Here is a 15,459-nt window from a genome sequence, read left to right as displayed (position 1 = left end):
AATACAAAAAAAAATACCTAGTCCTAGGTATTTTTTGATAATTAAAAAGCATATATACATCAAGAGCATCCACAGTTGGTATCGCAACCGCCACCTTTTTTTGACCTACGGAAAGCATTTCTTAAGTTTCTGAAAAGTGCATAACCTATCGCAAACAACAAAACCCCAATCAATACATATTGAAATACAATAGAATCCATAAAATTAGTTTTAGAATTATTTTAAAATCTGATAAGTTATTAGTGACACAAAGTATGCCAACACACACATAACAGTCGCTTGTGTTGCCGTTAACTTCCAACTCCCTGTTTCGCGATATACTACAGCGATTGTCGTGAAACATTGCATGGCAAGTGCATAAAACATCAACAACGAAATCCCTGTTGCTAAAGTGAAAACCCTATCGCCATTCGGGTATGTGTCTTGATGCATTTTGTCTAAAAGTTTACCTTCTGGCGCTTCTTCATCAAGGCTATATAACGTTGACATTGTCCCAACAAAAACCTCGCGCGCAGCAAAACTTGACAACAAACCGATTCCCATTTTCCAATCGTAACCTAAAGGGCGAATTGCGGGTTCTATAGAATGGCCTAGTTTTCCAAGATAAGAATCCTGCAAACTAACCTCCGTCGCTACAAATTGATCGGGTTCTTGTTTTGGACCAAAATAACTTAATACCCAAAGAACTACGCTTACTGCAAAAATCACTTTACCAGCCCCTGTAATAAAACCCCAAACTTTTTCTAGCATCAATTTGACATTGTAACCCCAAAGTGGCATTTTGTAAGTTGGCAAATCCATCACCAAGAAACTTTTGGTTTTAGATTTAATAAAATATTTTGAAACCAAAGCTGCCAAAAGCGCGAAAACAAATCCCAAAACATACATTCCCATAAGTGCCAAGGCTTGATATTTAATACCAAACAAAGTTTTGTCAGGAATTACCAATGTAATCAAAATACTATATACTGGAATTCTCGCCGCACATGTCATAAAAGGCGTTGCAAGAATTGTTATTAATCTTTCTTTGGTATTTTCGATGTTTCGCGTTGACATAATTGCAGGAATCGCACAAGCAACACCAGAAACTAGCGGTACAATACTTTTTCCATTGAGTCCGAAAGGTCTTAAAAACTTATCCATCAAAAAAACCACACGTGCCATATAACCAGAGTCTTCCAATAGATAAAGGAAATACAACATAATCCCAATTTGTGGTGCAAAAACCAATATCCCACCAATCCCAGGAATAATCCCTGTTGTAATTAAGCTATTAATTGGCCCTGGCGGAATCGTCTCCCCCACCGAAGTTTGTAGCCATGCAAAAGCATCTTCAATCCAAGACATTGGATATTCGGCAAGGAAAAACACACACTGGAAAACCAACAACAGAATAAAGAAGAAGAAAATATATCCCCAAAATTTATGCACCAAAACTTTGTCTAGTTTTTCGGTTAACATTTCTTTGAAAGCTGGCTTCTCGATAATCGTTTTCGATAAAACGTTGTCAATATTTTGATACCGTCGAATGGTTTCTTGCACCTGCAAACGTTTTGGCACATGACAATTAACGTCTTCTTGTTTTAAAATTTCGTTGATATTATTCAGCTTACCCAAATAGTTATTGGCAGCCAAAAGTGTCCAAACGCGGTATTGGTTGGGTTCTTGCGTTTGTTCTGCAATTCGGTTAACTATTTCTTTTTGCTCCAATGGAACTTCAAAACTTATTTCTTCGGTCGATTTGAACTCAGCATTTTTAACGGCTTTTTTAATACCATCAAGACCAATATTTTTTTTTGCATTGGTCGCAAAGACTTTCACTTTTAAAATCTCAGCCAAATGATCCACATTGATTTTGATATCGCGTTTTTCAGCTTCATCAATTTGGTTAATCACCATAATTGCAGGAATCCCAAAATCTCGAATTTGCTGAAATAATAGTAAGCTTCGTCTCAAGTTAAGCGCATCTGCGACATAGATTACACCTTCATACTTCGCGCGTTCTTCAACTAAATATTTGCTAAAAATAGCTTCATCTTCGGAACTTGGATAAATACTGTAAGATCCTGGAAGGTCAATAACTTCAACCGTTTCGCCACCGTACTCATATTGACCAGAATGACTTGCAACTGTTACACCTGCGTAGTTTCCGGTTTTTTGTTTTTTATTGCAAAGCCAATTAAAAATGGTCGATTTTCCAACATTAGGATTCCCGACCAACAAGACTTTTTTCTTTAGATTTTCATTATTATCCATAACTAAACTGCGTCTACATCAATAAATCTTGCCTCCTCGATACGCAAAGCCAAACGCGAATGCTCTTCACCATATTCTATATACAAAGGCCCATTGAAAGGGGCTTGGTACAAAATCTTAAACACTGTTTGCGGGAGCAATCCCATTTCTAAAATTTTGGTTGGCATTTTTAATTCATCATTAAAACCTCGAATTTTCCCTAGTTTATTTTTAGGAAAGCAACACAATGTTTCAGATATTTTTTTAGTCAAAACTTTAAAATTTAGAACTGCAAATATAGCTTATTTTAATTAAATCTAAATAACAAATCAAAGAAGAAAAGCCGAGCTTTCACCCGACTTTTGTCATATTATCAATATTTTAGAAATTATTTTTTCTTTTTAACCGATGTAGCTTCTGTCTTTTCGATAGGATTGTCATTGGCATTAAAGAAATCGTTAATCATCTTTTCTTGATTTTTCAACATTTCACCAACGGTCAAATCGCTTCCTGGCATTTTCATTCCCATCATATTTTGTGGAATATTTGCGCGAGCTTCAGCCATTGGATCTTGTTTGAAGGCTGCATAAGCTTTTTGGAATTTTTCTTTGGTTGTAAGCTTCAACTCATTATTCATCCCATATTTAGCATTTGCTTCTTCAGCATAACTGAATTCTTTCCAATCCTTAACCGTCTTGTTACCCTTCAGTTCCCAAGAATAGTTTTTATCAGCATCTTCTATTTTCACAATAAGACCTGGCAATCCATAAAATTTGTAAGGTCCATCAGAAAACGGCAAATCTGGACTGAACCAAGCGGTCCATATTCTTCCACCATATTCTACAGTAGCGTTTTGCGTGTTATAAGCTCCGACTTTTTTCTTTTCGTTGCCCATTTTCCAATTAAATTTAATGTCATCTTCATAACCGAAAAGCGTCATGCTAATCCTATCATGATAGGTCTCTTTCATCGACGGATAAGACTTATAGATTTTATACGAAAACTTTGGCATTTTAATAGACTTACTCAAGTCTTTAAAAGTTTTGGTCTTCTCCATTTCTTCCACAGCAACTTTTATGATAGAATCTTGTGCGGGGAGTGTAAAATCCTGATAAATAGACTTGTCTTTTGTAATATCCAAGATGGTCATAACCTTATCTATTTTTGCAGAATCTTTTTTAGGCTTAAAACTTAATTCATAGAAAAACCGATTGGCGGATTCTTGTGCGGAAAGCAATCCAACCAATAAAAGAAAACTTAAACTAACTAATTTTTTAATATTCATTTTGATGTTATTTTAAAAGTATAATCAATTAGTATCAGCAATTAATTTTTGTTACAAAAAATTAATCCAGCTTGTACATTTCTTTGATTGAAGCATTCATACAGTTATAAATAGCGAGTTGCTCGGGATTTGTAATCAATGATTGATGCGCTTCGAGAATCCGTTCATCATTACGAACTGCAGGCCCAGTCTGTGCTGCTTTGGGCTCCACGGATTTTATTTTATCAAAGGTTTCTTCTATCAAAGGCATAAAATAATCAAACGAAATATTCTGTGAATCCGAAATCTCTTTTGCTCTTGCAAAAAGATGATTAACAAAATTGCATGCGAAAACAGCAGTTAGATGAATGTACTTTCGTTTTTCAAAATCGGCAACTTCAACATATTTTGAAATTTTCTCGGCTATATTTTTTAATTTTTCAACCACATCTTCCGTTTCTGCTTCAATAAAAAACGGAATTTCAGAATAATCTAAATCTTTAATTTTCGAAAAAGTTTGCAAAGGATAAAAACTCGCTTTTTGATAATTACCTTGCAAAATTTCTTTCGGCAAAGAACCGGAAGTGTGAGCAACAATGGCGTTCTTTTTCAAAACCTGCTGGGAAACCGCTTCTACCGCAGAATCGCTAACCGAAATAATATACAAGTCTGCATCCGCCAAATTTTTTGTAGAAAACGGAATATTAAGTTCTTCTGAGATATTTTTTAGAACTTTCTGATTTCTTCCGAAAATTTGGACTAAATTTTGTTCGGTTGTTATTAGTGCTTTTGCGAGATGATATGCGACATTTCCAGAGCCAATGATAACGATTTTCACTTTTTGATATTTTAATATTTCTTGCAATTTAGCAGATTTCAGGAACAAACTATCCTTAGAAAATCAAAAATTTAAAAAACAATTTTAACTTTGGATTAAAATAATTATCCAATAAATGAAACATCCCACATGAAGCTTACAGACGATGACATTATCAAGCTGATGACACAGCCAAAAACTGTGGAAAAAGGGCTTCGTGCGATGATGGATATACACCAAAGCAGATTGTATTGGCATATTCGTCGATTGATTGTTGACCACGATCTCGCACAGGATGTATTGCAGGAAACGTTTATCAAAGCCTATCAGAATTTTCATCAATTCAAACAAGATAGCAAGTTGTACACTTGGCTTTATCGGATTGCTACCAACGAAGCTTTGCAACAACTTAACAGAATGAAAAAGATGAAAAAGGCCGATGAAGACCCAGATTACTATATGCAGAATCTGGTGGCTGATAACGCGGAAAAAGATGCAGAAGAAATACAAGTTATGTTACAAAAGGCAATACAAAGCCTTCCAGAAAAACAAAAATTGGTATTTACAATGCGTTACTATGACGATTTGCCTTACGAAGAGATTTCCAAAATTGTGGACATGTCTGTCGGAACATTAAAAACTAACTATCATTACGCTAAAGAAAAAATTGAAAATTTTATAAAAGACAATTATTCTGGCGAGCTATAGTAAAATAAAAGCGATGAAAAATTTTGACTTAGAAAATCTAGAACGTAAAAATACTTTCACAACACCGACCGATTTTTTTGCGTCAATGCAAGATAAGGTTATTGAAAAGACCAAGCTTCAAAAGAAAGAAGGAAGAATTATCTCATTTAATTTCAAATGGGCCGCTGCAGCAGCTATCGCAGTTATCGGAGGGCTTAGCTTTTGGTCTCTTAACAACCAAAACATTGAAAAACAACAATCTATTGCCCAACAAAAAATTATTATTGACAGCAGTTATTCTTCAATACAAAATCAGGACTTAGCAATTAACAACCCTGAACCGACAGTCGAAACAAAGCAAAATATTATTAAATTAGAAAAGCGTATTGCTGAACAACACACAACATCAGGATCGCCAAAGAAAACTAAAGAATTATTAGCAGCAGCAAAAACAAAGAAAAAAACACCAACAACATCTTTTGCTAACGCCAACAATTCATCAGAAAACAAAATGAATCAAATATTGGCAGTTTTCACACCAGCCCAGATTTCGGAAGTCGAACGAGGTGTCGATCAAGATGTATATTTAGATTTATATAATTAAACGACACAAAAATGAAAATTATGAAAAAAACATTGTTTAGTTTAATATTAATGGCGTTCAGTCTACATATTGATGCACAAACCGAACGGCGTGGAAATACCACAGAGCGCAGCCAACAAAGAACGAATAACCAAACTACAACCTCGCAATTAAGAAGCAGTGGGCTTGGCAACAATTTCAGTCCTAGTCAAAATGATTTTAACAGGACAAGAACAACTTCGCAAATGCAACAAAATTCTATAAACAACTGGAATCAGCTGGATAAAGAAGAACGCCATCAAATGATAAAAAACATGAATCCTAGAGAGCGTTCCCAATTTATGCAGACTGTAAAAGAAGATATTATACTCGACGAATTAAACATTCCTAAAGAATCGCAGGAAGAGTTCAAAGAAATATTTAAACAATATACCTTGAGCCAGAAACAAATTAAAGACAAATTCAAAGGTACTATTGATATTGAAAAATTAAGCAGCGATGAAGCCAAACAAAAACTTGACGAAAGTTTTGAAGTTGGAAAACAGCTTTTAAACAATAGACAATTATACGCGGACAAATTTTTAAAAATATTAACACCCCAACAAGTTTTAAAACTTTTCCAAACCGAAGGTAAAGTCCGGGACAAAATTATAGACAAAAAGTATGGTGGAAAGGAAAAATAGCTATCACCAAAGCTCTTCCAAATAAGGCCATCGAAAAAGATTTTTTCGGTGGTTTTTTCTTAATATAGCATTCAGATTGATAAAAGTTTAAAACAAATTTTTCTTTTTCCTTTAAAAATATGTATTTTCGCGAATTGATTATAAACACATAACAAAAAATGGCAGTTTTAGGAGAGATTAGAAAACGACCTTGGTTATTGATGGGTGTTATTGCCTTAGCATTAGTAGCATTCTTAATAAATCCAGATACTATTGATCAGGTTTTTGGAAAAAACCCTAGTATTTTAGGAAAAGTTAATGGCGAAGATATTAGCCGTGACGAGTTCAATGACCAATTATTTGTACTTCAACAACAGGCTCAACAACAAGGACAACCACAAAACGGACTTGAAGAACAAGCTTGGCAAGTATTGGTACAATCCAAACTAATCAAACAAGAGTTTGAAAAATTAGGACTTGAATTAACAGACGATGTGTTCTGGAGCCAACTTCAGTACGATCCAATGTTTGCACAAAATCCTTCAAATTTTGACGAAAAAGGAAACTTCAAACTGCAAGACATAAAAAAACAAATCGAAGGCCTGCAAAATTCTGGTGAGGCAGAAATGTATAACAGTTGGTTAAGAAACAAAAAATCAATTGAATACAGAATGATGGCAAGAATTCTTTTCGGCAACTTAGGAAACGGCATTACCGCCAGCAAAAAAGAAGCAGATCTTATCGTGAAACAACGTGATGAGATAGCAAACATCGATTATGTAAAAGTTGATTATACAAGTTTTGAGAAAACAAATCCTGTAAAAGTTACAACACAAGATTTATTGGACTATATCAAACTTCACCCAACAAGATTCAAAGTTGATGCTAACCGTAACTTAGGATACGTTTATTTCCCTGCAACGCCAAGTGCGCAAGACGACGCGGCTTCGCTTAATGAATTAAACAAATTATTCCTAAAAGGATCTGACGCTTCTAACGGAACTGAGAACTTCCAAAACACAACAAATGACTCTATGTTTGTTGAGCTTAACTCAGATGTTCCATACATCCCGCAGTACCTGAAGCCAGAACAACTACCAAGCACTTTAAAAGACAAAATCGCCTCTGCTGCAATAGGACAAACATTTGGACCATATAAAGAGCAAAATTATTATATCGTATCAAAATTGCTAGATAAGAAACCTTCTGACTCTACATTGTCAAGCCACATTCTTATCGCTTACAAAGGCGCGGAAAGATCGACAGCGACAAGAACGAAAGAAGCAGCAAAAAAACTAGCTGACAGCATCCTTGCTGACACAAAATCAAACGCTGCTAATTTTGATAAAGATTTAAAATTCTCTGATGAACCAAACGCTGTTGAAAGAAAAGGTAGCGTGGGATGGACAACACCAGAATCTCAATTTGCGCCAGGATATTTGCAATTCTTAGCAACAAACAGCAAAGGAACAATCGGATTAGCAGAAACGCAGTTCGGTTACCACATCATCAAAATCGATGATAAAAAAGCGGGTAGCATGGCTTACAAAGTAGCTCATTTAGCAAAAAACATCAAAGCTTCCGACAAAACGGAAAGCGATGTTCACAATAAAGCAACACGATTTATCCAACAAATCCAAGGTAAGAGCTTTAACGAATTCTCTAACATTGCTAAAAAGGGTGGATTTAATATGCAAAATCCAAAATCTGTTACACGATTCCAAGGTCAATTGCCTGGTTTAGGAACGGATAAAGATTCAGAAATATTAATGTGGGCATTTGACAAGAAAAGAGAAATTGGAGATACGGATATCTTCACTGTTGACGGGACAGGAGATCGCATTGTTGTTTACGTTGCTGGCAAACAAGATGCAGGTCTTGCAAATCCAGAAAGCGTTAGAGAACAGATTGAACCTATCGTGAAAAACAAGTTGCTTGCGAAGAAAATTACAGAAAAAATCAATTCTGCAAAAGCGGGAAGTCTAGATCAAATTGCGAAAATGTTCAACACACAAAAAGCAAACTCTGACATCAACTTCTTCAACGCATTCTTAGCAAATTCTATGGAGCCAAAAGTTGCTGGTGCGGCTTTCGGTGTTGCAAACAACAAGCTTTCTTCTCCTATCGAAGGGATGAGTGGCGTATATGTTGTACAACGCAAATCGCTTAAGAGTAACAAAATGCCTGGTGATGCTAAACAAGTCGTTGAGTCTATCCAACAACAAAACAGTTCTATGTTCGGACAAGGTTATCTTAAATCTCTTCAGGATAACGCAGATATCGAAGATTTCAGAATTGAAGTTTGGGATAAAAACCACCAATAAGAATAAAATTATTTAAAAACATAAAGAAAAGCGGTTTGTATTTTTGCAAATCGCTTTTCTTATTTTATTTAGAAAGAATATTAATCTCAATATTCTTATATTTGTAACCTAAAAAATAATATTTACGTGAAGTTTAGTAAAGAATTAAAGGCGGGTCTTATCGCAATATTTGCGGTTATTTCCTTTGTCATATTGTATCAATTTATGAAAGGGAAAAACATCTTCTCTACCGATAATCAATATTACATTAAATACGATAACGTTGAAGGTTTAGCAAAATCAAATCCAGTTTCCATCAATGGATTACGTGTAGGTCAGGTTTCTGACATCAAACCTATCCCGACGACTTCTGGCGACATCCACTTTGTCGTTGAAATTACTGTGAACGACAGATTCGAATTTTCTAAACAGTCTAAAGTAGAAATCTTTGAGCCAGGCTTAATGTCTGGCAAAGAGCTTAGGATTAATTTAGCCAAAGGAAATATCCTTGCTAAAGACGGTGACACTTTGATGGGGAATTTCCAACTATCAATGTTAAACTCTTTAGCCTCACAAGTCGGACCTGTAAAAGACCAAGTTGCTAGCGTTCTTACAAAGCTAGACTCAACTATGGTAAGTGCAAACAAATTGGTAGATGAACAAAATCGCCAACAGATAAAACTACTTTTAGCCAACCTAAACCAAACGGTTGCAGCTTTCAAAACAACAGCTGACCAAACTAACAGACTTTTAGCGAATAACGAAGCTGGCATCCATTCGGTACTTGATAATACCAACAAAACTCTACAGTCTACAAAAACAACAGTAGAAAAATTCGGGACAGTTGCCGACAATGTGGATGTTAAAAAGCTGAACTCTGCTATTGACAATCTCAGCACAACAGCAGACAAACTGAATTCTGTTATTTCTGGCATACAAAATGGAGAAGGTTCTCTTGGAAAGCTTACCAAAGATGAAGAACTTTACAACAATCTGAACAAAACTTCTAACAGTCTTAACGCTTTAATAGAAGATCTTAAAGCTAACCCTAAACGTTACATTAACATTTCTGTATTTGGAAAAAAATAACTTCGATTGATATGCAGTATATTGACAACATCATTTTTGTAATTCTTTTGATTCTTGGTTTTGGCATGTTTGCGAAAAGCTTACAAAAGATTTATAGAAATATCAACCTTGGTAGAGACATTAACAGGTCCGACAGAAAGTCCGAACGTTGGGCAACCATGACACGCGTAGCTTTAGGCCAAAGCAAAATGGGAAAACGCCCTATTGCAGCCATTTTACACGTATTTGTCTATGTTGGATTCGTAATTATTAACATCGAATTGTTAGAAATAATTGTTGATGGTATTTTCGGGACACATCGCTTTTTACATTCTATTTTAGGAGATACATTTTATAACGTCTTTACAGCAACTTTAGAAGTATTGGCTATTTTAGTAATCTTTGCAGTTGTTGTATTCTTTATCAGAAGAAACATTGTTGGCGTAAAACGTTTAACAATGAAAGAACTTGTCGGCTGGCCAAAAGATGATGCCAACATCATTTTGATTATCGAGTTTGCTTTGATGATGGCATTCTTCAAACTAAATGCTTCAGAATCTATTCTTCAGGCAAGAGGCTTTTATGAAGCCGCAGGTTATTTTCCAATAAGCGACATGCTGTTCGTTCCTATTTTGGAATGGTTCAACTTTGACAACGGCTTCTTAGTTTTTGTAGAAAAAGCAGCGTGGTGGTTCCATTTCGTAGGGATTTTAATCTTCATGAATTACCTTTATTATTCTAAACATTTACATATCATCTTGGCATTTCCAAGTACTTGGTATGCGAATCTTGATCCAAAAGGCGAATTCAACAATTTGGAATCTGTAACCAAAGAAATCAGATTAATGATGGATCCCAACGCTGATCCATACGCGGCGCCAGCTGAAGACCAAGCAGAAGTGCCATCAAAGTTCGGAGCCGAAGATGTTTTTGATCTTAATAAAGTTCAGCTTCTTAACGCTTATTCGTGTACAGAATGTGGTCGTTGTACCGCTAACTGTCCTGCCAATATTACTGGGAAAGAATTATCACCGCGTTTGATAATGATGAAGACACGTGACCGCCTAGAAGAAGTCGGCAAGAATATTGACGCCAACGGCGGCAAATTTGTGGACGATGGTAAAAAATTATTAAACGATTACATTACCAAAGAAGAACTTTGGGCCTGTACAACTTGTAATGCTTGTACCGAAGCTTGTCCTATCCTACTCGATCCTTTATCCATTATTTTTGAAATGAGACGATTCTTGGTTATGGAACAATCCGCAGCGCCACAAGAACTGAATATGATGATGACCAATGTTGAGAACAATGCTGCACCTTGGCAATATAACCAAGCGGACAGACTCAATTGGGCAAACGAAAACTAATACAAATGTAAAAATCTAGCAATGTAACATTACTGAAATTTGGTAAATTGATACATTGATTAAATTGGTAAACTAATTATGGATTTCACTATAAAAACAATGGCAGAATATGCTGCCGAAGGAAAATCACCAGAAGTTTTATTTTGGGTAGGTTGTGCAGGAAGTTTTGACGACCGCGCCAAAAAAATCACCAAAGCCTTTTGTAAAATTCTAAACAAAATAGGTGTTGAATTTGCAGTTCTTGGACAAGAAGAATCTTGCACAGGAGATCCTGCAAAACGTGCTGGCAACGAATTTATTTTCCAAATGATGGCACTTACAAACATCGAAATTCTTAACGCTTACGATGTTAAAAAAATCGTTACAGCTTGTCCGCATTGTTTCAACACCTTGAAAAACGAATATCCAAGTCTTGGCGGAAAATATGAAGTTCTTCACCACACACAGTTTCTAAAACAACTGATGGAAGAAGGCCGTCTGAAGATAGAAGGTGGACAATTTAAAGGTAAAAAAATCACTTTCCATGACCCTTGTTATTTAGGAAGAGGCAATGGCGAATACGAAGCACCAAGAATGCTTTTAGAAAAGCTAGATGCCGAACTGGTAGAAATGAAACGTTGCAAAACCAATGGGCTTTGTTGTGGTGCTGGCGGTGCGCAAATGTTCAAAGAGCCAGAAAAAGGCAACAAAGACATTAACGTTGAGAGAACCGAAGAGGCGCTTGCAGAGCAACCAAAAGTCATCGCAACAGGTTGTCCTTTCTGTAATACCATGATGACAGATGGCGTGAAGCATTTCAACAAAACCGAAGAAGTACAAGTCAAAGATATTGTAGAACTTATTGCCGAAGCAGACGACTTGTAATATCCGACTTTTCAAAATACAATTAAAACTCAGGCACGGCTTGGGTTTTATTTTTTAGAATAGCCAACTAAAGAATATTTCGTAATTTTAGGCTTAAATTTAAATACATTTAAAATGAAAATTGAAGAATCTAGCATCGTAGAAACCAACGATTATAGAGTAATAATATATCCTGCGTCACGTCCTTTTGCCACAAAAGAAGCAAAAGACATCGCAGAGCGTCTGTACGAATTTTTGTCAACTTGGGCAGCGCACGGCAAGCCTCTGGAAGCTTCTTTCAAAATTGAGAAAAACCAATTCATCATCATCTGTGTGGACGAGGAAAAAGAAATGGCTTCTGGCTGTAGCATTGATGCTTTGGGAGGTTTAATGCGCGAATTTGATAAAGAATATGAACTTGGTTTGTTCGACAGAATGAAAGCCAGTTTTGTGGAAAATGGAGAAGTTAAAACGCTAAAACTTATCGATTTTAAAAATAAAATCAGAAATGGAGAATTATCAAAAGACATTGAAGTTTTCGACTTTTCTAAAAATACGTATTTAGATTTTTTAAGCCATTTTTTGCAACCACTTAACAGAAGTTGGGCGGCGACTATAAAATAATTTGCATTGAAAATACTTTTCATTTCGTCTTGGTTTCCTAACAGATTAGAACCTACCAATGGTAATTTTGTGCAACGTCATGCCCAAGCTGTGGCGCTGAAACACGAAGTTGAAATCCTCCATGCTATTGGCGATTTTAACCAAACAGAGAAATTCATATTCGATGACCAAATGATTAATGGCATTCGGACTTTGATTGTTTATTACAAAAACACAAACAATCCTGCCACGAATTTTCTGAGAAGAATGAAAGCTTACAAATTGGGCTTTTCAAAATTGAAAAAACCAGATTTGGTGCACGCTAACGTGTTGCATAACAATATGCTTTTTGCGGTTTACTTAAAGAAAAAACACAAGATTCCTTTTGTTGTTACGGAACATTGGACCGCTTTACAAAAAGACAATCATGCCAAGACTTCCCAGTTTATTATTAAAATTGCTAAATACATTGCTTCCAAAGCTAACTTTGTAATGCCTGTAAGCAACAATCTGAAAGAAAGCCTTTCTCAACTTGGAATAAAAACGCCGATGAAGATTATCACAAATGTTGTATCGACAGAGGTTTTCGACATTAGTGAGCAGAAGTTTCCAAAACAGAATTTCATATTTTTGCATGTTTCTAGTTTAATAGACAGAAAAAGGCCTTTGGAAATTATAGAAGTTGTTGCCAAATTGCACCAAAACAATTATAAAGTACAACTGGAAATTGGCGGGGACGGCGATATCGTGCCTTTACAAAACAAAATAAAACAACTTAACGCAAATGCTTTCATCGAAGTTTTTGGTGCCATTTCTTATCAGGAAGTTGCCAAAAAAATGCAAAACTCCGATTGTTTCATTCTTTTCAGCGATAACGAAACGCAAGGTTGTGTCATTTTAGAATCTTATGCTTGTGGCGTTCCTGTTGTGTCAACAGAAGTTGGTGGCGCCAAAGAGTTTATAATAGAAAGTTTTGCCATTGGCGTCGAAAAAGCCAATCAAGAGGATTTGTACAATAAATTAGAAAAAATTGTTTCTGGAGAAATCCGCTTTGCAGATCCAAATAAAATCCGAGAATATGCGGTAGAAAATTTTTCTCAAGAGGCGATTGCAAGGCAATTTGACGACATCTACCAACAGACTATTAACCAACCCGCTACACTGAAAACACATGAATAGCTTGAAAGAATTTTTAAATAATTTTTTCAATAATAAAGGGCATTTTGTTTTCTTATCTTTTTTGATTGCAAAAATTTGTGGGTTTTTATCCTCAATTGTCATTATAAAATTATTGCCAGAAAATGAATTCGGGATTCTCAGCATCGTGCTATCCGTATTCGCAATATTTTTACCATTTGCAGGCCTAGGAAGCAACCAGATTCTCCTGAGATACGGCTCCTTGCATGATGATGAAGACAAAAGAAAACTATCGTCTTATCTTTTCTTCAAAGGCTTTTTCTACGAAATCGTATTGGTCGCAATTTTTATTGGCTTTTCTATGTTCTACATGGAAAAATACGATGACATCCTAACTATATTTTTATTTTGTGGTGTAAGGCTTTTCGGATTTTATTTTCTGAATCATATACAGACTTTTTACAGAATAACAGGCCGAAATAACATTTTTGCAAGAATCAATAATGTTAATAATATTGGCGGATTTATTCTGCTTTTTTTACTGACTTATTATGGGGGATTTTACGGTTATTTGACCGCAATGGCGCTGATGCCTTTCTCCTCTTTATTTTGGCTAAAAAAGGAAATGTTCAGTTTCAAAAAAAGCCTCTTTCCTAACACGCGCGAATTGTGGCGCTTCGGGATTTTCACAGCATTCACGTCTGTTATTTCCGAAACTTTATTTTCATTAGACATTTTGTTATTAAGTTTCTTAAAGGACGAAACCGCTGTCGCCAATTATAAAGTCGCTATTTTGTTACCTTCGAACATTCCGTTTCTTGCGATAAGTTTTATGCAAAGCGATTATCCAAGACTTACAAAAAACCATAAAGACAAAGCATTTTTGACATCCTATTTAAGAAACTATTACAAATTATTCTTCCCGATTTGTATTTTTATTTTCGGCTTTTTCTACTTTTTTAAAACAGATCTTCTTCAGTTATTTTTTGGAAAAACATATATTGAAAACGGCAACTTGCTCATGATTCTATTATTTGGTTTTTGCTTTGGAATGCTCTCTCGCAACATTTACGGAAACCTTTTGCCAGCAGTAGGAAAAATAGAAATTAACACGTGGGTGTCTGCGATATCGTTGCTTCTTTTGACACTTGTTTCGTTCCAGTTGGTTAAAGAATTTGGCTTAATCGGTATGGGAATTTCCTTAACTACGATTTTGGTTTGGGAAGGCTTAATTTATTTTTTCTTCTTTACAAAATACCTTAAGAGTCTTTAAACTTAAATTTTTTAAAGATTTAAAATTATCTTTGTTCTATGAAAAGACAATTTTCACTTTTTATATTTAGCCTCTTAACATTGCTCGCTTGCCGATCTGATGACGACGTGGTACAAGACATTGATCAAATCCTCAATATCTATATCAAAAATGATGCGGGTCAAGATTTATTAAATCCAAAACTTGCTGCTCATTACACCAATGTCGCTCTGCTAGATTTGTTAGCAACGACTGACCAAAAGCCGGTTAGCTCCAGCATTATCATGGACAAAGATTCTGTGCGTTATGTAGAATATGTGGCGGGCGCAACACGTCTGATAAAAGATTCTATCAACGAAAACTCAAAAAGTTATTATTCGTCGATGATTATTCGTTTAACAAAAATTGTTGACAAGGCGCCAGTTATCGACGATGACACGATAAGAATAGAATACAACTGGACACCACAAAAGTTTGAAGTTTCCAAAATGTGGCATTCCAACCAATTGGTCTTTACAAAATCGGATACTCAACCGAATATTGTCAACATCGTGAAATAAAAATCACTAATTTTGCAATCTTAACTGATGTTTTTTGATTTTTAAATATAATTTTAAAACAGAAAGCATCAACAA

Annotated in this window: 16 protein-coding genes; 11 read left to right on the top strand and 5 right to left on the bottom strand. The window is 35.4% G+C overall.

The window, feature by feature from the left end:
* Positions 1–59: 59 nt before the first annotated feature.
* From ACVFVN_RS02520 to ACVFVN_RS02500, 5 genes are all read right to left on the bottom strand, one after another.
* Positions 60–200 carry a FeoB-associated Cys-rich membrane protein gene (locus tag ACVFVN_RS02520; protein ID WP_165135601.1) on the bottom strand — a complete coding sequence of 47 codons (141 nt, stop codon included), beginning with the start codon at positions 198–200 and terminating at the stop codon, positions 60–62.
* Positions 201–216: 16 nt separating this feature from the next.
* On the bottom strand, positions 217–2,256 hold the full coding sequence (feoB, locus tag ACVFVN_RS02515) for a ferrous iron transport protein B (protein ID WP_456234042.1): 2,040 nt from the start codon (positions 2,254–2,256) through the stop codon (positions 217–219).
* 2 nt (positions 2,257–2,258) lie between these two features.
* Positions 2,259–2,483 (bottom strand): FeoA family protein, encoded by a 225-nt coding sequence (locus tag ACVFVN_RS02510; RefSeq protein WP_410497364.1) that lies wholly within the window; start codon positions 2,481–2,483, stop codon positions 2,259–2,261.
* A 140-nt stretch (positions 2,484–2,623) separates the two neighbouring features.
* Positions 2,624–3,520 (bottom strand): GLPGLI family protein, encoded by an 897-nt coding sequence (locus tag ACVFVN_RS02505; RefSeq protein WP_317164513.1) that lies wholly within the window; start codon positions 3,518–3,520, stop codon positions 2,624–2,626.
* Positions 3,521–3,581: 61 nt separating this feature from the next.
* Entirely contained in the window at positions 3,582–4,364 is a 783-nt protein-coding gene (locus ACVFVN_RS02500; protein ID WP_456234041.1) for a Rossmann-like and DUF2520 domain-containing protein, read from the bottom strand.
* 102 nt (positions 4,365–4,466) lie between these two features.
* Between ACVFVN_RS02500 and ACVFVN_RS02495 the strand changes: the two genes are divergently transcribed.
* The 11 genes from ACVFVN_RS02495 to ACVFVN_RS02445 all read left to right on the top strand — a co-directional run bounded on the left by ACVFVN_RS02495 (position 4,467) and on the right by ACVFVN_RS02445 (position 15,384).
* Entirely contained in the window at positions 4,467–5,024 is a 558-nt protein-coding gene (locus ACVFVN_RS02495) for an RNA polymerase sigma factor (protein ID WP_456234040.1), read from the top strand.
* Positions 5,025–5,037: 13 nt separating this feature from the next.
* Positions 5,038–5,607: a hypothetical protein gene (locus tag ACVFVN_RS02490; RefSeq protein WP_456234039.1), complete on the top strand. Its 570-nt coding sequence runs from the start codon at positions 5,038–5,040 to the stop codon at positions 5,605–5,607.
* A gap of 20 nt (positions 5,608–5,627) precedes the next feature.
* Positions 5,628–6,269: a hypothetical protein gene (locus ACVFVN_RS02485; RefSeq protein WP_456234038.1), complete on the top strand. Its 642-nt coding sequence runs from the start codon at positions 5,628–5,630 to the stop codon at positions 6,267–6,269.
* Positions 6,270–6,427: 158 nt separating this feature from the next.
* Positions 6,428–8,572, top strand: a complete 2,145-nt coding sequence (locus ACVFVN_RS02480; RefSeq protein ID WP_456234037.1) for a SurA N-terminal domain-containing protein — start codon at positions 6,428–6,430, stop codon at positions 8,570–8,572.
* Positions 8,573–8,698: 126 nt separating this feature from the next.
* Complete coding sequence (locus tag ACVFVN_RS02475) at positions 8,699–9,640, top strand: MlaD family protein (RefSeq protein WP_165135583.1); 942 nt, start codon at positions 8,699–8,701, stop codon at positions 9,638–9,640.
* An 11-nt stretch (positions 9,641–9,651) separates the two neighbouring features.
* On the top strand, positions 9,652–10,989 hold the full coding sequence (locus tag ACVFVN_RS02470; protein ID WP_456234036.1) for a 4Fe-4S dicluster domain-containing protein: 1,338 nt from the start codon (positions 9,652–9,654) through the stop codon (positions 10,987–10,989).
* Positions 10,990–11,067: 78 nt separating this feature from the next.
* A complete protein-coding gene (locus tag ACVFVN_RS02465) occupies positions 11,068–11,853 on the top strand; it encodes a (Fe-S)-binding protein (protein ID WP_165135577.1) in 786 nt (261 codons plus the stop codon).
* A gap of 114 nt (positions 11,854–11,967) precedes the next feature.
* A complete protein-coding gene (locus ACVFVN_RS02460; RefSeq protein ID WP_456234035.1) occupies positions 11,968–12,456 on the top strand; it encodes a hypothetical protein in 489 nt (162 codons plus the stop codon).
* A gap of 6 nt (positions 12,457–12,462) precedes the next feature.
* Positions 12,463–13,614 carry a glycosyltransferase family 4 protein gene (locus tag ACVFVN_RS02455; RefSeq protein ID WP_456234034.1) on the top strand — a complete coding sequence of 384 codons (1,152 nt, stop codon included), beginning with the start codon at positions 12,463–12,465 and terminating at the stop codon, positions 13,612–13,614.
* Positions 13,607–14,845: an oligosaccharide flippase family protein gene (locus ACVFVN_RS02450; protein ID WP_456234033.1), complete on the top strand. Its 1,239-nt coding sequence runs from the start codon at positions 13,607–13,609 to the stop codon at positions 14,843–14,845. The genes ACVFVN_RS02455 and ACVFVN_RS02450 overlap by 8 nt, the downstream gene beginning before the upstream one ends.
* Positions 14,846–14,883: 38 nt before the next feature.
* Positions 14,884–15,384 (top strand): hypothetical protein, encoded by a 501-nt coding sequence (locus tag ACVFVN_RS02445; RefSeq protein WP_456234032.1) that lies wholly within the window; start codon positions 14,884–14,886, stop codon positions 15,382–15,384.
* The last annotated feature ends 75 nt before the right edge of the window (positions 15,385–15,459 follow it).

The sequence above is a fragment of the Soonwooa purpurea genome, assembly GCF_053891095.1.
Note: the sequence above shows the minus strand (reverse complement) of the source record. Positions and strands in the feature narration are given on the sequence as shown.